At 32.0% G+C, this 21,751-nt stretch carries 21 protein-coding genes and 5 pseudogenes; 22 read left to right on the forward strand and 4 right to left on the reverse strand.

Annotated features, from left to right (window positions below; translation table 11 throughout):
• Positions 1-130 precede the first annotated feature (130 nt).
• The 6 genes and pseudogenes from LGK95_RS19340 (at position 131) to LGK95_RS19360 (ending at position 5,672) form a co-directional block, all read left to right on the forward strand.
• Complete coding sequence (locus LGK95_RS19340) at positions 131-478, forward strand: hypothetical protein (protein WP_226126555.1); 348 nt, start codon at positions 131-133, stop codon at positions 476-478.
• Positions 479-614: 136 nt separating this feature from the next.
• Positions 615-1,363: pseudogene (gene mobL / locus LGK95_RS19345) on the forward strand (relaxase MobL).
• Positions 1,364-1,543: 180 nt separating this feature from the next.
• Positions 1,544-1,732 carry a hypothetical protein gene (locus LGK95_RS19350; protein ID WP_226126556.1) on the forward strand — a complete coding sequence of 63 codons (189 nt, stop codon included), beginning with the start codon at positions 1,544-1,546 and terminating at the stop codon, positions 1,730-1,732.
• A gap of 692 nt (positions 1,733-2,424) precedes the next feature.
• Positions 2,425-3,852: an aspartate ammonia-lyase gene (locus tag LGK95_RS19355; protein ID WP_226126557.1), complete on the forward strand. Its 1,428-nt coding sequence runs from the start codon at positions 2,425-2,427 to the stop codon at positions 3,850-3,852.
• 304 nt (positions 3,853-4,156) lie between these two features.
• Positions 4,157-4,291: a hypothetical protein gene (locus LGK95_RS22575; RefSeq protein ID WP_264174619.1), complete on the forward strand. Its 135-nt coding sequence runs from the start codon at positions 4,157-4,159 to the stop codon at positions 4,289-4,291.
• A gap of 145 nt (positions 4,292-4,436) precedes the next feature.
• A complete protein-coding gene (locus LGK95_RS19360; protein ID WP_226126558.1) occupies positions 4,437-5,672 on the forward strand; it encodes an NAD(P)-dependent malic enzyme in 1,236 nt (411 codons plus the stop codon).
• 177 nt (positions 5,673-5,849) lie between these two features.
• Here the strand turns inward: LGK95_RS19360 and LGK95_RS22895 are convergent, their stop codons facing one another.
• Positions 5,850-5,957, reverse strand: coding sequence for a GlpM family protein (locus LGK95_RS22895; RefSeq protein WP_404814478.1), 108 nt, complete (start codon positions 5,955-5,957; stop codon positions 5,850-5,852).
• Between the two features lie 35 nt (positions 5,958-5,992).
• On the opposite strand from LGK95_RS22895, the gene LGK95_RS19370 reads away from it, so the two are divergent.
• The 10 genes and pseudogenes from LGK95_RS19370 to LGK95_RS19425 all read left to right on the forward strand — a co-directional run.
• On the forward strand, positions 5,993-7,309 hold the full coding sequence (locus LGK95_RS19370; protein WP_226126559.1) for a cation:dicarboxylate symporter family transporter: 1,317 nt from the start codon (positions 5,993-5,995) through the stop codon (positions 7,307-7,309).
• 56 nt (positions 7,310-7,365) lie between these two features.
• Complete coding sequence (gene fumC, locus LGK95_RS19375; protein WP_226126560.1) at positions 7,366-8,754, forward strand: class II fumarate hydratase; 1,389 nt, start codon at positions 7,366-7,368, stop codon at positions 8,752-8,754.
• Positions 8,755-8,866: 112 nt separating this feature from the next.
• Positions 8,867-9,172: a hypothetical protein gene (locus tag LGK95_RS19380; protein WP_226126561.1), complete on the forward strand. Its 306-nt coding sequence runs from the start codon at positions 8,867-8,869 to the stop codon at positions 9,170-9,172.
• An 88-nt stretch (positions 9,173-9,260) separates the two neighbouring features.
• Positions 9,261-9,497 carry a TIM barrel protein gene (locus tag LGK95_RS22900; protein ID WP_226126576.1) on the forward strand — a complete coding sequence of 79 codons (237 nt, stop codon included), beginning with the start codon at positions 9,261-9,263 and terminating at the stop codon, positions 9,495-9,497.
• A 29-nt stretch (positions 9,498-9,526) separates the two neighbouring features.
• Positions 9,527-10,660 carry an asparaginase gene (locus LGK95_RS19390; RefSeq protein ID WP_226126562.1) on the forward strand — a complete coding sequence of 378 codons (1,134 nt, stop codon included), beginning with the start codon at positions 9,527-9,529 and terminating at the stop codon, positions 10,658-10,660.
• Between the two features lie 71 nt (positions 10,661-10,731).
• A pseudogene (locus LGK95_RS19395) lies at positions 10,732-10,872 on the forward strand (flavodoxin family protein); the annotation flags it as partial.
• A 271-nt stretch (positions 10,873-11,143) separates the two neighbouring features.
• Positions 11,144-12,157 carry a tyrosine-type recombinase/integrase gene (locus LGK95_RS19400; protein ID WP_226126563.1) on the forward strand — a complete coding sequence of 338 codons (1,014 nt, stop codon included), beginning with the start codon at positions 11,144-11,146 and terminating at the stop codon, positions 12,155-12,157.
• A 122-nt stretch (positions 12,158-12,279) separates the two neighbouring features.
• Positions 12,280-12,849, forward strand: a complete 570-nt coding sequence (locus tag LGK95_RS19405) for a recombinase family protein (RefSeq protein ID WP_226126564.1) — start codon at positions 12,280-12,282, stop codon at positions 12,847-12,849.
• A gap of 138 nt (positions 12,850-12,987) precedes the next feature.
• Positions 12,988-14,549: pseudogene (locus LGK95_RS22905) on the forward strand (IS3 family transposase).
• A gap of 274 nt (positions 14,550-14,823) precedes the next feature.
• Positions 14,824-15,125 (forward strand): annotated as a pseudogene (locus LGK95_RS19425) (sporulation initiation factor Spo0A C-terminal domain-containing protein); the annotation flags it as partial.
• Positions 15,126-15,173: 48 nt separating this feature from the next.
• Here the strand turns inward: LGK95_RS19425 and LGK95_RS19430 are convergent.
• The 3 genes from LGK95_RS19430 to LGK95_RS19440 all read right to left on the reverse strand — a co-directional run bounded on the left by LGK95_RS19430 (position 15,174) and on the right by LGK95_RS19440 (position 16,936).
• Positions 15,174-15,626 carry a hypothetical protein gene (locus tag LGK95_RS19430; protein ID WP_226126567.1) on the reverse strand — a complete coding sequence of 151 codons (453 nt, stop codon included), beginning with the start codon at positions 15,624-15,626 and terminating at the stop codon, positions 15,174-15,176.
• A 351-nt stretch (positions 15,627-15,977) separates the two neighbouring features.
• Positions 15,978-16,427 (reverse strand): hypothetical protein, encoded by a 450-nt coding sequence (locus tag LGK95_RS19435; protein WP_226126568.1) that lies wholly within the window; start codon positions 16,425-16,427, stop codon positions 15,978-15,980.
• A 65-nt stretch (positions 16,428-16,492) separates the two neighbouring features.
• Positions 16,493-16,936: a cell wall hydrolase gene (locus LGK95_RS19440; RefSeq protein ID WP_226126569.1), complete on the reverse strand. Its 444-nt coding sequence runs from the start codon at positions 16,934-16,936 to the stop codon at positions 16,493-16,495.
• 252 nt (positions 16,937-17,188) lie between these two features.
• On the opposite strand from LGK95_RS19440, the gene LGK95_RS19445 reads away from it, so the two are divergent.
• From LGK95_RS19445 to LGK95_RS19465, 6 genes and pseudogenes are all read left to right on the forward strand, one after another.
• Positions 17,189-17,626 (forward strand): hypothetical protein, encoded by a 438-nt coding sequence (locus LGK95_RS19445; RefSeq protein WP_226126570.1) that lies wholly within the window; start codon positions 17,189-17,191, stop codon positions 17,624-17,626.
• Between the two features lie 139 nt (positions 17,627-17,765).
• On the forward strand, positions 17,766-17,927 hold the full coding sequence (locus LGK95_RS19450; protein ID WP_226126571.1) for a hypothetical protein: 162 nt from the start codon (positions 17,766-17,768) through the stop codon (positions 17,925-17,927).
• 417 nt (positions 17,928-18,344) lie between these two features.
• Entirely contained in the window at positions 18,345-18,803 is a 459-nt protein-coding gene (locus LGK95_RS19455) for a CBO0543 family protein (RefSeq protein ID WP_226126572.1), read from the forward strand.
• 122 nt (positions 18,804-18,925) lie between these two features.
• Positions 18,926-19,363: pseudogene (locus tag LGK95_RS22910) on the forward strand (CBO0543 family protein); the annotation flags it as partial.
• Positions 19,364-19,623: 260 nt separating this feature from the next.
• On the forward strand, positions 19,624-20,082 hold the full coding sequence (locus LGK95_RS19460; RefSeq protein WP_226126573.1) for a hypothetical protein: 459 nt from the start codon (positions 19,624-19,626) through the stop codon (positions 20,080-20,082).
• Between the two features lie 1,069 nt (positions 20,083-21,151).
• Entirely contained in the window at positions 21,152-21,358 is a 207-nt protein-coding gene (locus tag LGK95_RS19465; RefSeq protein ID WP_226126574.1) for a hypothetical protein, read from the forward strand.
• Positions 21,359-21,751: the final 393 nt, after the last annotated feature.

The following is a 21,751-nucleotide window of genomic DNA, read 5'->3' on the forward strand; positions in this document are numbered from 1 at the left end:
CAGGAACATATAATTAAAAAGCAAGGTATTACCTATATTGACGAGGAAGGTTTGATTTTAATTAAGGATAGTTTAAAGGCCAATAAAGACAATTTAAAAGACTCTAAAAAAAGAAGATACTACTATTACCGTGGATGATGAAATCGTTAGTGATACAGAGAGTTTAAGCATGAATCAAGATATATTTAACTTGTTGAAAAGCCAATTAGAAGAGAAAGATTTGCAATTAAAAGATAAAGACCTGCAAATACATGAATTACACAAGCTTGTGGAGAATAGTCAAATTTTATTAAAAGAAAAACCCCAGGATATAAAGTTACTAGAGCAACATACTCAGGATCTAGATGATAAAATAATGAATATTAAAGGACGCAACATACCACAACAAAAACGTAGTTGGCATAGCTTAGAATTAATATTAAGTTCCATATATCTTATTGTATGCCTATTATTATGTTTAGCAATATTGAAGGGATAGGAGTAAAATATTGCTGATGTTAAGGGTGTAAAACAGTCCGTATTAAATACACTCGGTATCTTCGAAGAGGGACTACGGAGCAATATAATTAAGGGCTGAAAGTTGGTGCGCAGATATTCATTATAATACCGATAATATCCACGTTCATGTTTCAACTGTTAAATTAAACCCAAGTAAAACAAGAGGAAGACGGAAACCAAAATCCATATTAGCAATGAAATCTAAATTGTAAATGGAATTACAAATAACAATGAACAGTATAAAAAAATAAGTGACATAATAAGAAAAGATATAATTGGTAATAAAAACAAAGTAAAATCTTTAGATAACATAAAGCTCAAAAAATTGTTTATTGAAATACATAGCAAGTTACCAGAGGATAGAAAACAATGGAATTACAATTATAATGCTATAAATCATGTAAGACCTTTAATAGATAAAATGACAGATATTTATATAGAAAAATATCATAAAGATGATTTTTTAAAATTAAAAGAAGAATTAAAAAAACAAGAAGAATTAAAAAAACAAGAAGTGAATTTAAAAGAAGCTTATGGAGAAGGAAAAAACAATTCTTATAAACAATATTATGACACTAAAATGAAAGATCTAAAAACTAGGATGGGTAACATAATTCTAAAAGAAATTAAAGAATATGATTATAATTTGCTTGGTAGGAAACATAAAAACAATTTAAGTAAAACAGATAGAAAAGTTTTAAGTAAGACATATAGAAAGGTATTAATTAAAAATTCAATTGTTGCTGTATGTTTAAGAAGAATTGATAGGATCATGGATAATAGTTATGAACATTCTAAAAATCAAAGGGATTATGAAAAATTACAAAATGAAATCGAAAAAAACAACATGGAAAGAAATGAATAAAAAATAATAAGATTACACTTATTTTAATGTGTAGTCTTATTATTTTGCCTGAATTAAAAAGAAATCAATAAATATACCAAACGTAATGATGGAAGTTGCCACCCATGATAATTGAGTGACAAGGTGTCCATCATGGAGAGCGGAGCAGAAAAAGTTATATAAAATTTATAGAGAAAGCGAGTGATAAAATTGGCAAAATTAATAATTGCAGAAAAGCCATCATTAGCAATGAATATTGTGAAAAGTATCGGAGGTATGCAAAAAAATGATGGGTATTTTGAAAATGCAGAATATATAGTAACATTTGCTTTTGGGCATCTTTTAAAATTATATGATTTAGATAATTTTTTTGATAGAAATAAAACATAATGGAATTTAGAAGAAATTCCATTTATACCGGAAAAGTTTAAATTTAAATTAACAGATGATAGTGGTATTAAAAAATAATTACATACCCCTCAACCTAATATTGTTTATAAAATAAATTTATGTAATAGTATAAAAAATATCAAGTAGATTAATTACAAGAAAAAAATATTATGTTTTTTAAATTAAAAGTGAGTTTTATCTTACATTTAGAGGTGAAATTCACTTTTAAATTTTATTAAAAAAATATTTTTTAATTTATAAAATGAATTTTTAAAAACAATTACAATGTGATTTATTAATAGATGAATTTATTCATTGTGATGTTATGTTATCTGACTGTAAATATCAAAGAAATCCTAGTAGTAAGGAGATAAATTCCAGTTATCCTAGTACCTTGAGGTGCTTATTTTTTTTGATGTGTATTATCGGTTGAAGGGTAAATGTAAAATTGAAATAACGTTTATCCTGTAATATTCAAAATATTCAGAACATTATCGTATTAATTAAAACCCTACATAATTAAAAAATAATTTTCAAATTATAATGGTTTAAAGCTCCATATACCAACAAATACATAAAAAATAATAAATTTAATTTAGTTGTTAATGATGCTTTGAAGAATAAATATTCATTTGACAAAATTTATTTTAAATGGTATTGTAAGGACATTATAGTGAATAGGGGGAATTATTATGAATGAAAACATGCAAAAATATAGAATGGAAAGCGATTCCGTTGGATCTAAGAAGGTACCTATAGAAGCATATTACGGAGTTCAATCACTAAGAGCGTCAGAAAACTTTAATATTACAGGTAGAAGGATGCACAAGGACCTAATAATTAGCCTTGCCCAAGTTAAAAAAGCAACAGCTATTGCAAATAATGAAGCCGGATTAATGAATAAAGAAATCAGAGATGCTATAGTGCAAGCATGTGATGAAATAATATCCGGTAAATTACATGATGAATTTATAATTGATCCCATCCAAGGTGGAGCAGGTACATCAGGTAATATGAATGCAAATGAAGTAATTGCTAATAGAGCAAATGAAATATTGGGCGGTAAATTGGGTGCATATGATAAAGTTCATCCAAATGATCATGTAAATATGGGACAATCTACAAATGATGTATTCCCAACAGCAGGTAAGATGGCAGCTCTAAAACTTATGCCAAGAACCTTAGAGGAGTTAAGAAAACTTGATGATGTATTTATTGAAAAGTCTAAAGAATTCGATGATGTTATTAAAATGGGAAGAACTCAAATGCAAGATGCCGTACCTATTAGATTAGGCCAGGAATTCCATGCATATAGCTCAGTAATAAAAAGAAATATTGATAGGATTGAAAAAGCTAGTGCAGGTTTAAAGAGTGTAAACATGGGCGCTTCTGCCATAGGAACAGGAATAAACGTGGATACAGAATATTTTAAAAAAATCGTACCAGCAATTAATGATGTTATTAATCTAGATTTGCATCAAGCAGAAGATCTAGTAGATGGAACACAGAATTTAGATATTTTTGTAGATGTTTCATCAGCTCTTAAAACTTGTGCGGTAAGTCTATCTAAAATATCAAATGATTTAAGATTAATGTCTTCAGGTCCAAGAACAGGCTTTGGAGAAATCAATCTTCCAGCAAAACAAAATGGATCTTCAATAATGCCAGGAAAGATAAACCCTGTAATTCCAGAAGTTATGAGTCAAGTATCTTTCAATATTATAGGGAATGATGTTACGATAACAATAGCTGCAGAAGCTGGACAATTAGAATTAAATGCATTTGAACCTGTTATATTCTATAACTTGTATGAATCAATAGAAACACTAGCTAACGGAGTTAGTACCCTTAGAGAAAATTGTATTGAAGGTATCACAGCTAATAGGAAAAGATGTAAATACTTGGTGGATAATAGTGTAGGAATAATTACAGCCATAGTACCTCATGTAGGGTATAAGGCAGCTGCGAAAATTGCGGATAAAGCTATTGCAACAGGTGAACCGATAAGTGAACTATTACTTAAAGAGGGTATTTTAACAAAACCACAACTTAGTGAAATACTAGATACAATAGCAATGACTGAACCAGGAATAGCAGCAAAATATTTAATGGCTATATAAATTATTTTGCTAATTAAATGTAAACAATAGAATATATTGGATGAAGTCTAAGAAAACGATTACTAGTATGTTTTTCAACTAAATTTAGTTATTTAGTTAAAACTGACATAGGGCGTAATTTCTAAATTCATTTTTAGCGTATGGAGTATAGGCATTAAAACACGGAAATTATACGTTAAGGATTAAAACTAATTAAAACAACGATTTTATTATAATCAACTTATTCTTGGTATTAGAGTATAGTTTACGCGGTTTAATGCCTGCACACCTTATATCTTAGTAATAAAAAGAAATATCTCAAGAATTGAAAAGTAAAGGAAGAGTTGAAAGTTGTAAACAGTTGTTAGAAAATAGCGTTGAAATTATTACAGTAATTTGCCCACATGTAGGTTATAAAAAAGCTATTGTAATTGCAAAAACTGCTTTAAATACTGGATAATCAGTAGGAGAGTTAATATTAAAAGAAGGTCTTTTAAACGAAAATGAACTTTACGATATATTAGATATAGTATCAATGTCAGAGCTAGGTATATCGGCAAAACAACTAATGTAGGTTAAATATTAATTTAATAGGAGGCTAAAATATGAGTAATCTAAGAGAAAGAGCATTGAAATTTCATAAAGATAATGAAGGTAAGATTGCACTTCGTTGTAAAGTGTCTTTAAAAAACAATGAAGATTTAGCAATAGCATATACTCCAGGGGTTGCTGAGCCATGCTTAGAAATCAATAAAAATTTCGAAACAATTTATGATTACACTTCAAAAGGAAATTGGGTAGCTATTGTAACAAATGGCACAGCAGTATTAGGACTTGGAGATATAGGAGCAGGAGCAGGACTTCCTGTTATGGAAGGTAAAGCAGTATTATTTAAAACTTTTGCTGGAGTAGATGCTTTTCCAATTTGCTTAGATACTAAAGATATCAATAAAATAGTTGAAACTGTAAAACTTATGGAATCTAGTTTTGGCGGAATAAATTTAGAAGATATAAAAGCTCCAGAATGCTTTGAAATAGAATCTAAGTTAAAAGAAATATGTAATATTCCTGTATTCCACGATGACCAACATGGAACAGCAGTTGTAGTTTTATCTGGACTTATAAATGCTCTTAAATTAGTAGGTAAAAAATTAGAAAATTTAAAAGTAGTTGTAAACGGTGCCGGAGCTGCTGGAACAGCTATTTCAAAGCTTTTAGTAGCCTCTGGTGTGAGAAATTTAATTACTTGCGATAGAACAGGAATTTTATATAGCGGCAGGGAAAAAATCAATGATGCTAAAAAATCCTTGATTAAAGTAACAAATCCAAATAATATAAAGGGAGATTTAATAGATGCCTTAATTGATGCAGATGTATTTATTGGTGTTTCTGCACCTGGAATCCTTACTGAGAAAATGGTAAAGTCTATGAACAAGGATTCTATTGTATTTGCTATGGCTAATCCTGACCCAGAAATCATGCCTGATATTGCTAAAAAAGCTGGAGTTAAGGTAATTGGAACTGGACGTTCAGATTTCCCAAATCAAGTTAATAATGTATTAGCATTCCCAGGAATATTCAGAGGAGCACTAGACGTTCGAGCTAGTGATATAAATGATGAAATGAAAGTAGCTGCAGCATATGCAATAGCAGAACTTGTTAGTGAAGAACAATTAAATCTAGATTATGTAATTCCAGATGCTTTTGATTCAAGAGTAGCACCAAAAGTAGCCTATTATGTAGCAAAAGCTGCGATAGATACTGGAGTTGCTAGAAGAAATGATGTTACTCCTGAAATGGTTGAAGAGCATACGAAAGCGTTATTAAAAAGCAACATATAGATAACCAAGGTGAAGTCTTAATTTATATTACAGGATATATTGAAACTTCTTTGTTACGGTAGATATTTTTTAATGAGACTTAGTGAAGGCTGTCCTTAAATCATTCACTAAGCCTCATAATAAATTATATTTTTTTAATTTTTATACCCTTTTCTGAACCAACAATGTAATAAGCTATTAGGCAAAAAACGGGAACAGTGGAACTAACGCTGCTATATAGTAATTCTTTGTTTTTGAAATAACCTGAATAACAATTAATGGTTTTATGAAAGCCTTATTATAAATATTATATTAATGGAAAATTCAAAGGAGGACATGAGATGAAAAAATTTAAGCTTGGACTAGGTACACAGATTATTATCGGACTTGTACTTGGAATTATAGTTGGTGCCGTTTTCTATGGTAACCCAGCAGTTATACCATTTCTACAACCTTTAGGCGATGTTTTCATACGTCTAATTAAAATGATTATAGTTCCAATTATTTTTACCGCACTTGTTGTTGGAATTGCAGGTGGAGGGGATAGTAAACAAGTTGGTAGATTAGGTTTAAAAACTATAATTTACTTTGAAGCAGTAACTACAGTTGCAATTTTATTTGGAATAATTGCAGGTAATGTATTCCATCCTGGAACGGGTATAGATATGGCATCACTTGTAAAAACTAATATATCAAGTTATGTAAGCACTACTAAAGCCGTTGCAAATCACAGTATGGTAGATATGATTGTAAATATTGTTCCTACAAACTTTGTTAGTGCTATGGCTGAAGGAAATATGCTTTCTATCATATTCTTCTCAGTTATGTTCGGATTAGGAATTTCAGCGGTGGGGGAAAAAGCAAAACCCGTTCTTCGATTATGTCAAGGAATTTCTGAGACAATGTTCTGGGTAACTAATCAAGTTATGAAAGTGGCACCAATTGGAGTATTTGGTTTAATGGGTGTAACGGTTTCCAAGTTTGGACTTAAGGCCCTAATTCCACTTGGTAAATTAACTTGTACTATTTATGGAAGTATGATATTCTTCGTTTTGGTAATACTTGGATTAATAGCAAAAGTGGTTGGAATAAACATTTTTTCACTACTTAAGGTTGTAAAAGATGAACTTATTCTCGCATATACTACAGCAAGTTCAGAAGCAGTATTACCTAGATTAATTACAAAAATGGAGAACTTTGGTTGCTCGAAGTCTATTGTATCATTTGTTATTCCAACTGGTTATTCATTTAACTTAGATGGATCAACATTATACCAATCTATTGCAGCACTATTTATTGCTCAGTTATATGGAATTCATTTGCCGATATTGGCTCAAATCAACTTAGTGGTAGTTCTTGCGATTACTTCAAAAGGTATGGCAGGTGTGGCAGGAGCGTCCTTGGTTGTATTATTAGCTACTCTAGGATCTGTAGGTATTCCATTAGAAGGAGTAGCATTTGTCGCTGGAATTGACCGTATTTTAGATATGGCAAGAACAGCTGTAAATGTAGTTGGTAACTCATTAGCTGCTGTGGTTATGTCCAAATGGGAAGGTAAATACAATGCAATTAAAGGGAGAAAATATCTAGAAGAAATTAAGAACGGTGTTACTGATTCTAACGCAGATCAAAGTCCGTATAAACATATGATAGGTTAAACTGGTACCAGTCCGGTTGGGTATAAATCGTAAATAAAGGAAGGAGTCAAAGTTATATGAAATATAGAATAGAACATGACACTATGGGGGAGGTAAAGGTTCCTGCAGAGAAATACTGGGGTGCACAGACAGAGCGCAGCTTTGAAAACTTTAAAATTGGCAGAGAAAAGATGCCCACAGAAATCATCAGGGCCTTCGGTATATTGAAAAAGGCTTCAGCGTTGGCGAATTGCAAATTGGGAATGTTGGATGAAAAACGGGCGGATACCATTGCAGCAGTCTGTGATGAAATACTTTCAGGTGAGTTGGAAGATCATTTTCCATTAGTGGTCTGGCAGACAGGAAGTGGTACACAGTCTAACATGAACGTGAACGAGGTAATTGCTAACAGAGGCAATGAACTGCTGGGAGAAAAATTAATCCATCCAAACGATCATGTCAATAAGTCACAGAGTTCAAATGATACGTTCCCAACTGCCATGCATATTGCAGCATTGACGACTATTGAAGATGAGTTAATACCGGCACTCGCGCAACTGAAGAATACTTTTGCCCGATTGTCCACGGAAAACATGGCTGTCATCAAAACGGGACGAACCCATCTGCAGGATGCGACGCCACTTTCCCTGGGGCAAGAAATCAGTGGATGGGAGACCATGCTTGAGAAGAGTGAGGCCATGATTCGTACCGCTTCCGTTAGTTTGCAGGAACTTGCTCTTGGAGGTACAGCTGTTGGTACGGGGCTTAATGCCCCTTGTAAATTTGGTGAAACCGTTGCGGAAGAGATTTCAAAAATAACGGGGAAGAAATTTTATACTGCATCAAATAAATTTCATTCGTTGACCAGCAAGGATGCACTCACCTTTGCGCATGGTGCATTAAAAGCGCTTGCGGCTAACCTGATGAAAATTGCAAATGACATCAGATGGCTGGCAAGTGGTCCAAGATGTGGCATCGGCGAGATTTTAATACCACAAAACGAACCAGGTAGTTCTATTATGCCGGGCAAAGTTAATCCAACTCAGTGTGAGGCTATGACTATGGTCTGTGTCCAAGTTATGGCAAATGACGTAGCTGTGGGCATAGGTGCATCACAGGGAAACTTTCAGCTCAATGTGTTTATGCCGATGATTATTTATAATTTCCTTCAATCGGTAAATTTACTTTCTACCGCCGTGGTTTCTTTCAATGAACGGTGTGCGAATGGTATTCGACCAAATCGGGAAAACATCAACAAAAATTTAAAAAAGTCCCTGATGTTAGTTACTGCGCTGAACCCATACATTGGATACGAAAATGCTGCAATGGTTGCGAAAACCGCTCTTCAACAAAACATTACCTTGAAGGAAGCTGCGGTAAAATTGTCGTTTCTTACTGAGAAAGAATTTGACGAATATGTTAAACCGGAGAAAATGATCAAACCAATTGAAAATAGCAATGATTAAAAAACCACCAGATAATCTGAGGGTTTAAGCATTAAATCGCGTAAGATATACTTTAAGCTCTAAACTATGCCTAGAAGCTAAGTTCTAGGCAATATTTTAGGGGGGGGATGTTATGAAGTATTGTAAAAATGGGAGACAGAATTTTGAACCAAACGAGAAATTTAGTATAGGTTGGGTTTTAATAAATTGTCTTTGGATTATTGGTGGAAGTTTTTATATTTTATATTTTGTATTAAAGGAGAAAATTTGTCCTATGTTTAAGCGCGATAATTTTGAGCATATGCGTAGTGGAGATAAAAACAATTATGAGCATATGGTCAATAGGATGAAGGCTGAAAGAAAGAGTGAGAAAGAAAGAATTGCTTTAATTAATGCCATGAAATCATATGCTAAAACAAAGGCAAAAACAGTATATTAAAGCGTAGACCAGGTTACACATTCTAATTTAAGATTTCTTCCATCTATATCTTTTTTAAGACAAGATACCTGATCCATGAAACAGCAGTATAAACTATTTTAAGAAAACTATTGAAATAGCAAGCATACTTGAGGCACCACGTGTAATAGTCTGTGCAGGCTTAGGATATTTTAATAAACCTAGAGAAGAGGCATTGAAACAATCAGCCGAGAGCTTAAGTCTATTAAGCGAGTTTGCAAAGGAAAAGGGAATTACTTTACTCTTAGAACCTTTAATGGTCACTACATCTAACGTTATAAATATAAAGTTTCATATATTTATTTGAAAAATTAATCGTAAATGGGGGATATAAATATGAACATAAATAAGAAAAGAGTTTTAACGATTTTATTTGCTATAGTGGCTATAGTGGCTACAGTGGCATTGACAACAAATATTTTCCATAAGTCTGCCGATGCAACAGTTTCTAGCTATACTATATCAAAGCCGGATAAGCCAAATTTATCTTTAAAAAATGTAGTTGTTATAGCAACTGGCGGAACTATTGCTGGAAGTGGTGCTAAAGGTAAAACAACTAATTATAAAGCAGGAGTATATGATGTTAAAGCTTTAACACATTCTGTTGAAGGTTTAGACAAGCTTGCAAACATCACGGGTGTACAAGTTTGTAATGTAAACAGCGATGATATAAAATATGACAAGTGGATCTCTATTGCAAATATGATTAACAAATTAGCAAAAGATGACTCAATAGCTGGTTTCGTAATTACTCATGGTACAGATACTTTAGATGAAACAGCATATTTCTTAAATATGGTTGTAAAAACTGACAAACCAGTTGTAATTACTGGTGCAATGCGTCCTGCAACTGCTATAAGTGCAGATGGTCCTATGAATATATATCAATCTGTTGCATTAGCAGTTAGCCCAAATGCAGTTGGAAAAGGGGTAATGGTAGACTTCTCAGACGGAATATACGGAGGAAGAGATGTTCAAAAAGTAAATACTTCTAAGACTAATGCTTTTGGTGAAAATGATTTAGGAAGCCTAGGATTTATGCGTGATGATACACCTTATTTCTATAACCAAAGTACAAAACCACATACTACAAATACTGAATTTAGCGTAGATGGCTTAACTACATTACCTAAGGTTGGAATTGCATACTTCAGTGTTGAAGCAGATCCAGGCGTATTAGATTATATGGCTGAACATTATGATGGTATAGTTGTAGCTGGTGCCGGTTCTGGTTGTATGAGTGAAGCTTGGACTAAAAAGCTAGGTGGATTGGAGAGCAAAAATTTTCCGATTGTAAGAACTTCAAGGATTGCTGATGGGGAGATTGCAGGAGATGATCAATACGATCATTATAAAAACATGATAGTCGGCAGCAATCTTGCACCACAAAAAGCAAGAATACTTCTTCAATTGGCTTTAACTAAAACAAAGAATATTGATGATATTAAAACAATATTTAAAAAATATTAATAGCAAATAAAAGAACATTTACTTCATAAAAAATGTGTAGCAGAAACTGTAGTACAAAATAATGTGTACCAAATTATTGGAATGTAGCTCATGGTAGAGCACCAGGGGAATTAGTGCAAGACGAAGAAGGAATGCAGATCATGAGGGTTCTAGGAAAGAATATAGCATGGTTCCGCAAACTTGGGCGGGGCGCTGGTTCGGCATTACGTTGAAAAGTGCCGGAATAGCATTGCCAGATGGAACTAAAGTCAGCAGAGGTATTTGTCCCCACTGCCTGCTCCATACTTTTGCTGTAGATTCATTCAGAAAAATGGAACGGAAAGGATGTAACTTGTATGAATCGGTACCGTTCCTCTCAACTTACATGGGACACTCTGATCTCTATGGTACGGAGAAATATCTTCGCATGACATCTGAGATGCACGCTGATGTTGTTGACCGAATGGCAGTCTATACCTCCCATGTTTTCCCGGAGGTATCAGAATGAAAACAACATTATTTATACAGCAGCTGGGAGACTATTTCGAAATGTATCTCCCAAAGACAGGCGGCTATAGCCAAAACACCATAACTTCGTACAAAGATGGGTTTCGTATCCTGTTTAAATTCATGGATGAAATAAAAGGTATACACCATTATCTAATCGACTATAAACATTTTACTATAGAACTCATGGAAGAGTTTGTTATTTGGCTCGAAGAGGAGCGTGATTATAGCGCATCATCGAGAAACCAGCGTCATGCTACAATATCCGCTTTCTTCAAATATGCATCAAGGCGTGAAATGGCTGCGCTTTCTGCTTTCAATCGCATCAGCGCTGTGCCGTCCAAGAAAACACCAAGTGTTGCCTTTCCCTACTTTACAGTTGAAGAAATTGGGATTCTCCTTAATATACCGGATATATCTAATCGCTTAGGAAGAAGAGATCAGTCTTTGTTATGCCTACTCTATGATAGTGCTGCCAGGGCTCAGGAGCTTTGTGATGTTATTGTCGGCGATGTTAGGTTTGGTCGCCCAACCCGAATAAAACTGCATGGCAAGGGGAGAAAAACACGAGAAATTCCATTAACAGACGATTGCTCAAAGCTGATAAAGCAATACATGAAGTCTCAAAAGCTTGATAATGAAGAATCGCACATTCATCCGCTATTCAGCAGCCAAACCCATGAAAAAATGACTACAGCATGTATCCGCAATATTGTTGAAAAATATGTGGAGTTGGCAAGGATAAAATGTCCGGATATGTTTAGGGAAACCAATTACTCACCGCACAGTTTCCGGCATAGCAAAAGTGTTCATATGGTTGAAGCCGGTATCCAGCTCATATATATCCGAGACTTCCTCGGCCATGCTACGATCAAGTCCACTGAGCATTATGCAAAGGTTAGCCAGATGGCAATAACACAGGCCCTTACAGAACGTAAAATTCCAAACGTAATTCCTGTAAATGAATCAAACGAGACAGTGAAGAAATCATTTCCGGAGTTTCTACAATAGATTTGCCATTACAAATTCAAAAAATTATGTGAGGTAATATCAGAAGTTTACTTTGTATTTCAAGGCTTTTACCGCCTCAATACTTGATTTTGAATTACCTCACATAACTGATATTATGTGACTTGCTACATAATATCAGAGTTAGTTCAAAGGAACAAAAGACTATTAGACAAGAGGCAAAGGCGAAAGAATATAACATACCAATGGAATGTGTTTATATAGAGAAGGTTAGCGGTAAGAACGTAACAGATAGACCAGTGTTAACTAATCTAATGGCATCATTAAAGAACGGTGATAAGCTCATAGTAGATAGTATAAGTAGGTTTGCTCGTAACACTAAAGATTTGTTGGAACTTGTAGAACAATTAAATAGTAAGGGAGTTATTTTTATATCATTAAAGGAAGCCATAGATACTACAACACCTACGGGAGTATTTATGCTTACAGTATTTGGAGCAGTTGCACAACTTGAACGTGACTATCTAAAAGATAGACAGATGGAAGGCATATTAATTGCAGTAACAGAAGGGAAATATAAAGGACGTAAGTCTATTGAAGTACCGAAGTTATGGGATAAGTATTACAAAATGTACAAGGAAAACACTATAAAAGCGGTTGATGTTATGAAAATATTGGAATTAAAGAAAACTACATTCTATAAATTAATTAATCAATATGAAGAGAGCATTTAAGGCGGAGCTGCTGCAATCATTTGATATTTAGGACACAATTTATAATACATTCAATGTAACATAATTAGTATGATATGCTCCCCTTAAAGTAGACAGATTAAATAATAAAAATCTGTTACTAGAAAGGGGAGCATTTTTATGTCTAGAAGAACTAAATATACAACAGAAGAAAAGTATGAAATTTTAAATGAGTATGATAATGGAATTGTAACAATGAAGGAAATTGCTAGTAAATATAGGATCAATAGAGTAACTTTATATAATTGGAGATACAACTATAGTAAATATGGAATAGATAGATTAAAAGAATCGGAAACATTCAAAAGATATTCAAAGGAACTAAAGGAACTGGCTGTAAAAGACTACTTATCAGGAAAATTTTCACAGAGAGAAGTTGTGAATAAATATAAAATATCGAACATATCAGTATTGTAAAGATGGGCAAACAAGTATAATGGTCATAGAGAAATAAAGGTAACACCGAAGGGAATGAGCCAAACTATGACAAATGGAAGAGTTACTTCTTTGAAAGAAAGAATTGAAATTGTATATTACTGTATTGCTCAAAACAACGACTATCAACAAGCTGCTGAGGGTTATAAAGTATCCTACGAGCAAGTATATCAATGGGTTAAGAAATATGAAGCTGGCGGTGAAAATGCATTGAAGGATAGGAGAGGCAGGAAAAAGCCTGAAGAGGAACTAACACTTGAAGACAGAGCAAAACTTTCAATGAAGAAATTGAAAGTAGAAAATGAGAGATTAAGGGCGGAAAATGCATTTTTAAAAAAATTGGAGGAACTCGAAAGGAGGCGTTCTTAAGGCGTACAAGGCAAGAGGACAAGTATATTACAATTTCACAACTTCATGAAAAAGAAAAATTTTCTATCTCTTTGTTATGTAAATTAGCAATAATTCCACGCTCTTCATACTATAAGTGGTTAACACATGAAGGGTCTGTACTAGAGTCTGAAAATAAGATATTGATGGAAGAGATTATTAAAATTTATAATAAAGTAAATGGAATTTACGGTTATAGAAGAATAACGATGAACTTGAATCGTAAGTTAAAGAAAAATTATAACTATAAACGTATTTATCGACTTATGAGGCTCTCAGGTTTACAATCTGTTATCCGTAGAAAAAAGAAACGTTACGTGAGATCTAATACACAGCAAGTGGCAGAGAACATTTTAAATCGGAAATTCACTGCTGATAAATTAAATCAGAAGTGGCTTACGGACGTTACTGAATTCAAGTACGGTAATTCCAGTAAAGCGTATCTAAGTGCCATACTGGATCTGCACGACAACTCTATTGTTGGATATGTACTTGGACATTCTAACAACAACCGCCTTGTGTTTAAAAATTTAGATATAGTTCTAAAAGCCTATCCTTGTGCAAATCCAATGATTCATACTGATCGAGGTTACCAGTATACCTCCAATGAATTTAAAGAAAAATTGGATGCTGCAGGAATGACGCAAAGCATGTCACGAGTTGGGAAATGTATCGACAATGGGCCTATGGAAGGCTTTTGGGGTATTCTCAAGTGTGAGAAGTACTACTTACACAAATATAGTTCATATGAAGAGCTATCTAAGGCAATTGATAAATATATTATTTTCTACAATACTAAGAGACTACAGAAAAAATTAAACGGCCTTAGTCCTTTGGAATTTAGGGCTTTAGCCGCCTGAGTAATTTTCATTATTTCCACTGTCTACTTGACAGGGAGCAGTTCAGTATTGTGTTACATTCAACTTATAAATTATATTGAAAATTTTCTACAAAAAAATAAAAAAGAACTAGCTAATTAACACTAATTTTTTTTGATTTATATACTTATATTTAATTAAAGGGGGACTTTAATTAAAAAATTATTAAGTTGCTATGTATTTATCATAAAATATAAGTCCCCTTATTACTGTTGTAATGTCACAAAAAATAAAATTCATAGTTTTGTGTTGCTATTCTCATATAAAAGGTTATATGTACTTAAGGGAGGCGATAAACATGGTAGTGAACGATATTGAACTTTATCATCAGTTACAAAGGAATTGTACCCATTGGTAGGTAAGAATTTCAATACTACTGCTAGTAGGGTAGAAAGAGCAATGAGGCATGCAATAGAAGTTGCATGGGGTAGGGGACAAGTAGAAACTATTAATAAAATTTTTGGTTATACTATTCGTAATGAAAAAGGCAGTCCTACTAATTCAGAATTTATAGCAATGGTGGCTGACAAATTAAGATTACAAAATAGGGTTAGTTAGCCCCTTGCTATTATTAAAAAATAAGGCAGGATAATCCTGCCTTATTTTTTATCTTTTAGTAGTCCCTTTATTGGTAGCTGAACGTTCATTTAATTTTTTTGTTTCTTCTGAAGTAGCATCATTAGCATTGCTAGTCATATTAGACATATCAGCGTTTGAAGCATCACTAGAAAGACCATTAGTAGCATATTCGTTATCTAATTGTCCCTTTGCTCTTGAAGTAGCATCGTTAGCTCTGCTAGAAGCATCACTAGAAAGATCATTAGTAGCATATTCGTTATCTAATTGTCCCTTTGCTCTTGAAGTAGCATCGTTAGCTCTGCTAGAAGCATCACTAGAAAGATCATTAGTAGCATATTCGTTATCTAATTGTCCCTTTGCTTTTGAAGTAGCATCGTTAGCTCTGCTATTCATTCCAGAATTTAAATAATCACTTGAACCTTTTTTAGCCTCTGATTGTTTATTTGATTTTTTTGTTTCTTCTAAAGTCTCTTTATTCATAATTATTCTCCCTTCAAACATATAAATTGCACTGTATATATTCAGTACATTAAATAGTTTACCCATTTTATTATGAAATATAGCAAAAAAATTGGTGCGTTTTTTAGGTTTGAAAAAAATTAATGAGTACTTTTTATTTGTTTAAGATCTGTATGATGCTCATATCAAGAACATGAAATGTAAATACATGAGTGGAACTTTAAGATGCTTATTTATAATTTTCTTAAAAGGTGTTCGCAGATATATACTTAGTTAGTTATTTGGTTTTAAGATTCTCCATTTACTCTCCCCAGTATGTTGCATTAAAAATTATTTTATTTCTTAACTAAAGATAAGTATGAAAAAACTTTATTACCCCCTACATTTATCACTTTGATTATCAAAAACTCTTACAAATTTGATAGAGTATATATCACACATTACTAGATCATTTGTACCACTTTCTTTAATGACGATATAACTAATTCCAACTTCTTGTAGAACACCTTCGCGATCAATAAACATATTGCTTCCAATTAAAAATTCAATCTTTATATATTTACCTATTTGTGTTTTTAACCAGCCTTGATTATATAGTGGATCATTTATTATAGGCGTGCCAGGTGCCGTGGGACTACCATTAGTAACCTGGGGTTTAACAGTAGAGATTGGTGGCTTAGTGGTAGCAGGAGTTTGGGGCATAGGTTTTTGTCTTGGATCATCCCCCATACTAAACCTTGGCATCATTGGATATCCAGAAAACATAGGAACACCATTCCACATTGGAACTTGATTAAAATTATTAGGTTGTGTTATAAACATAAAATATCCTCCTTAAAAATCATAATAAATTATCATATAAAGGTGTCATTAGTAATTATTCTTAATCAAGTTTTAGCATAGAGTGCTGTGGGATTGTAATAGCAGTGCTCACCCACGCTAATTTGAAAAGAACCACTACCATTAAAAGGAAAAAGATATGGACAACCTGGTGCAAAGGGATTAAAGTACCACAATGCCTCACCTGTTGTATTTAATCTATTACCAGCCAAAGCCCAATCTGCAATATCATAATGTATCTGTTCTGGTGGACTTGCCCAAATAGTTTGAGGGTTAGCCACGCCACCAAGTACAGAAGATACACAATCAAATTGTCCTGTCTGGAATATAACCTTTCTTACATCACCTTGACATATCGTAAGATACTCGCCATTAGGTACATTAACTCTGTTCATAATTACAGAGGCAACTGCTTTCATTCCGTTTTCTCCTTCTCCACCAGCCTCACACTTTAGTATTCTAGCTAGTAACTCTCTAGCACTGTAAGCCATTAATAATCTTCTCCTTAAATTGCTTTACGTTATTATTATATTGAGCTATCGTATAAAGGTACCCTTATGAGTTTTTTTATAAAACTTAATATCAATGTTTAACTATTAAGATAAACTTAGTTATACAGTTTTACGTAGTTTCACATTACTGTTTTAAACTTGTTTTTATGGTATATTATGGTATAATTAAATTAAAAACGTATAATATTTTGTGGTTAGTTTATATTTTAATATATGTTGAAGGAGATAATAATGAGTAGCAATAAAATTCCAATAAATGATTCAACCGTTGAGTCTTCTAAGGACAATGCTATTAATAATTCTTCTGATATTAATCCATCAGTTGAAGGTAGTACTGGTACTACTACTCCTAGTACTACTATTAGTCAAGCCTCAGATACATTAAAAAATATAAACACGATTAAAGATGAATTGTGCAAATTACCTTTGGATCCATGTGAAAATGAATATATAATTAATAGCGTTTTACCACTTACTAATATATTATATATGATTTCAACTGCTTCTGTTAATTTGTCAAACTCAGCTAATATTTTAACTAATTCACCTATAGTTCATGCTAAAAAATCAGAAATAAAAGATACAATTGATTTGATATATAATATAAATGAAGAATGTGAAGATTTATTTAAAGTAATAAAAAAAAGATTGAACGTGTTGTTAAAGTAATAAAAAATAAGCTATTAAAGATAAGACTAAGAAGCAGGTATAATAATATATGCTTCTTAGTCTTATCTTTAATGTACTATTTAATAGATATTAAAATATCAGTAGGAGAGTTAAAATCAAAGAAATAAGGAGATTAATTATGAAAAATTATAAAATTATTATAGGTGATGATGTTTTTGAGTGTGATGGTTATTTTCATCATAATACATGTATAGAGTTTTTGAAATGTGGAGATGAAGATTACAATAAAATTATTCCTACAAATGTAATAATTAAAATATATCCAATAAAAAAGAAATAGTTATTAAAAGTAAATGTCGTGAATGCCCTTATGTAGCCTATAGACTCATAGTTGCTTTAATATATGCAATAACCTACTATTAAAACTGCATAAAAGGTGTCTAATTAAGAATATGCACTCTATTTATGCATTATTTTTCACTTTATACATGATATAAATATATGTTTAATAAAACTAAAATAAGTTGCATATCTAATTCCTTCTTTCTAAAGTTATAGATAATATGCCCTTGTTTTAAAGGTTTATAGCCCTATTATACACAATATAATAAACGTTATATTGTATGCCTAAGATTTTAATGCAATACCAATAGATCGAAGGAGCATTCACTAATATATGAATATTCCGAATTATAATACAAAAGTTGGGGAAAATAAATTATTATATAATTAATTTATTGGAGTGAGAGGGAAACTTATGAATATTGATGTTATTTTGATTATTGCTGGATGGATATTTATTGCCAGTTCGTTAGTAATATTAATCCCTAAAAATAAAATTCGAGAAGCACAGGTAGTCTTTTTATTTATACAATGTATTACCTGGGTACTTGGCTTATTAGTTGCACAATTTTCACTTATAGAATACCCTGCAAGATCATTTTTCCCTCATGCAAGTACAACAAGTTTCTCATTTGAATATTTTGTATATCCATCTATTTATACTATTTTTACTTTTAAATATCCTGAAAAGAAAAGTGTATTTATCCAATTTATGTATTACTTTTATTGCTGCACTACTTTAACAGTTACAGAGGTAATTGCTGAAAAATATACCAATCTTCTTAAATATATTAATTGGGATTGGTATATATCATGGATTGCACCTTTAAAAAAAGAAATTAATAAACCTGATTTTTATAAAATAACCCATTAAATAAAATTTTAGAAATCGAGAAAAATTAAAACAGGTGAGAAAACGAGGAGATTATAATATTATGTATCGTATAATAATGGGAATAATTTTTATAATTATCTGTTGGAAATTGGAAAAATTGGAAATCATACTACCCTACAATACAATTTCTTATTATTGGTGACCTCGTATGTAACTTTTTATTATATAATAAACCACTTTGGGCTTACGGTGGATGGATTTGGAATCATACTTTTGCAGATTTATTTGAGGCAGTTGTAATATATCCATGTTTAGTTATATTATTCTTAACATACTATCCAAAATTAATAAAAAAACAAATTATTTACATACTCTTATGGACGACTATATTTACAGCACATGAAGAGTTAGCTATAATTTTAGGAGAATTTTTTCACTATGATGGTTGGAATATAGGGTGGTCTGCCTTATTTAATTGTGGGTTATTTATAATACTAAGACTACATTATAAAAAACCACTTATAGTTTGGCCAATATCAATGGCTTTAGCATTTGCTGTACTATATATTTTCAAAATTCCATTTAGTATTATGAAATAACGCATAACGCTTTCAAATTAATACGAAATAAGTAAAATAGTCATTTTGAAAGAAGAATAAAAATATTGCTGATTTATTTTCATTTTTTTATTCGCTACGACAGCGTCTTGGGTACTTGAATTGTTCGTACTCCTTATATTTAAAGGTTACGATATAATATTAGGTAATCTTTACCCGTGTATGGCATGTAAACTCTAGTATAGAAGTTGCAAGTAATGTTAAAACTAGTTATTAAAATAAACCAAATTAAGGAGAAGAGTATGTTTTATATTATCAATACTGCTATATATATTATTTGGGCTATTTATTTATTACGAAGAGAAAAAATAGATTTCCATAGATTTATTGAGATGTATTCATTATCAATTATATGTATTGATCTCCCAGAGTTTTTTTTGTTTAAGGTACTAGATTTTTATGCTTTCCAGCCAAAATTATTATCTAATCCAATAAAAGACGAAATATTAGGGCTAATATTTTCTGATGGTTTTATACTTCCACTTGCAGCTATTATTTTGTATTGCTATGTAAAGCCTAATAGGGTCTGGAGATTTGCTTTTATTTTTTTAGGGTTACATATTGCTTTAGATAAGCCAAAGAACATGCATAATTATGCTGGTGTTACAATTAGAGACAATAGTATTAATGACTTTACTGCTACTATACTTTATGCTGACAGCGTGGCTATATCAGGTATGTCAGATTATAGATATTGGTAAAGAAAAGAATTTAAGTAATGATGAAATTCAATATTATGTTTTGCAACAAGTTTACAATAATAAGATGGTCATAGTTGATTGGTATATATCTAATTTTAATATCTGGAATTAATATGTTGACGAATAAGTAAGTATTGATTATAATTACGGTTGATTAAGGGAAATCATAATCATACGCACTATTATATAGAATGATAAGTATAAATATAGAAATATCAACGGTTTGAGAGATGGGATTTGGGTTAAATAACTCGAAAACAGGCGAACGGGTTATTCCGTTCCGGGGGTTCAAATCCCCCTTTCTCCGCCAAAATCAAAGGCTCTAGCAATTTATGCTAGAGCCATTTTAGTATGATTTTTTAATAGAATAGGATCTCATTGAAGCAGAGAGCGAATGTTTTACATAGGAGAATACAATTGCACCTTTAAAATTAAAGTGCCGTAAACTAAGTATGAGAGGGAAACATGAAATAATTACTCTATTACTGCTAAAATAGGAACATATTTAAATAAATTCATGGTTACTAAATTATGAAGTATAACTATTAGTCAGAATTATTACGGTGGCAATGCCACCCATTTGCCACCGTTGCATAAAATATTATGAGATACAATTAGTTAAGTTTAGACCCATAAAATTATTATCTACCTGATAGATGCTTTCAAATCAATGCTTTCAGGATAGTATATAATATATATAGATAAGCTAAAATACTAGATATATACAAACCCCTCACGTTGAGACAGTAGTTCAACTAACAAGTGATACCAACAGTTGCAAAGGTTTGAAAGCTTAAAATTTATTTGTTTTCCGACGGTTATTCAAGTCCGTCGGAAAAGTTTTTTTCAAAATTGACTATTCAAAAGTGGGATAATAGAAAAATAGATAAATAATGTTAATTTATAAACCTGATGTTAGTTTTACTAGCTTCAGGCTTTTTTTATTTTAGCTAGAGACTTAGAAGAGGATGATTGTTTACTCAATAGTGTCTATGGCCCCTTATTTTGCTCATTACTAGCATTTAATGCATCCATAAGATCAATTATATTATTTGGAGTTTCAGATTTAGTGAATAATTTCTTTAAAAGCTATTTTGTTTTAAGTAAACTTACGCCTATACTTATGATGATACCTGGAAGGATAAAATCCTCCTTTGATGGAAAAGCAATAACCTATGATGCAATAGGAAATCCATTAACTTATGGTGGAGATACCTATACGTGGGAACAGGGTAGGCAATTAGCAGGAAAGACTGGAAAAACGGTAAGGATGTAAATTTCAAATACAATCATTCAGGTATCAGAACATAGAAAATAGTAAATGGAGTTACAACAGATTATCATCTAGTAGGGGGCAAAGTATCTTATGAGGTGAATAGTACAGATAAAATTTACTATACTTATGATGATTCTAGTAATTTTGTAAGTATGAACTTAAATGGTGTAGAGTATTACTATATAAGAAATGAAAAACAGAGCCAATTAGCTCCGCTTTTATGTGTTCTAATTAATTATTTTATTAAGAATTAATTAGAATTTTCAACCGCATATCTATACTTTTATTTTGTAAGCTGATTTCTGTCTTCCATTTGAGGAGGTTCTTCCATCCATTTATGTTTAATCATGATTTTTCCACCCTCTTTTGAAAAATCAAATATATCCTTTGACA

The organism is Clostridium algoriphilum (assembly GCF_020443705.1).
GTDB classification, from domain to species: domain Bacteria; phylum Bacillota; class Clostridia; order Clostridiales; family Clostridiaceae; genus Clostridium_AD; species Clostridium_AD algoriphilum.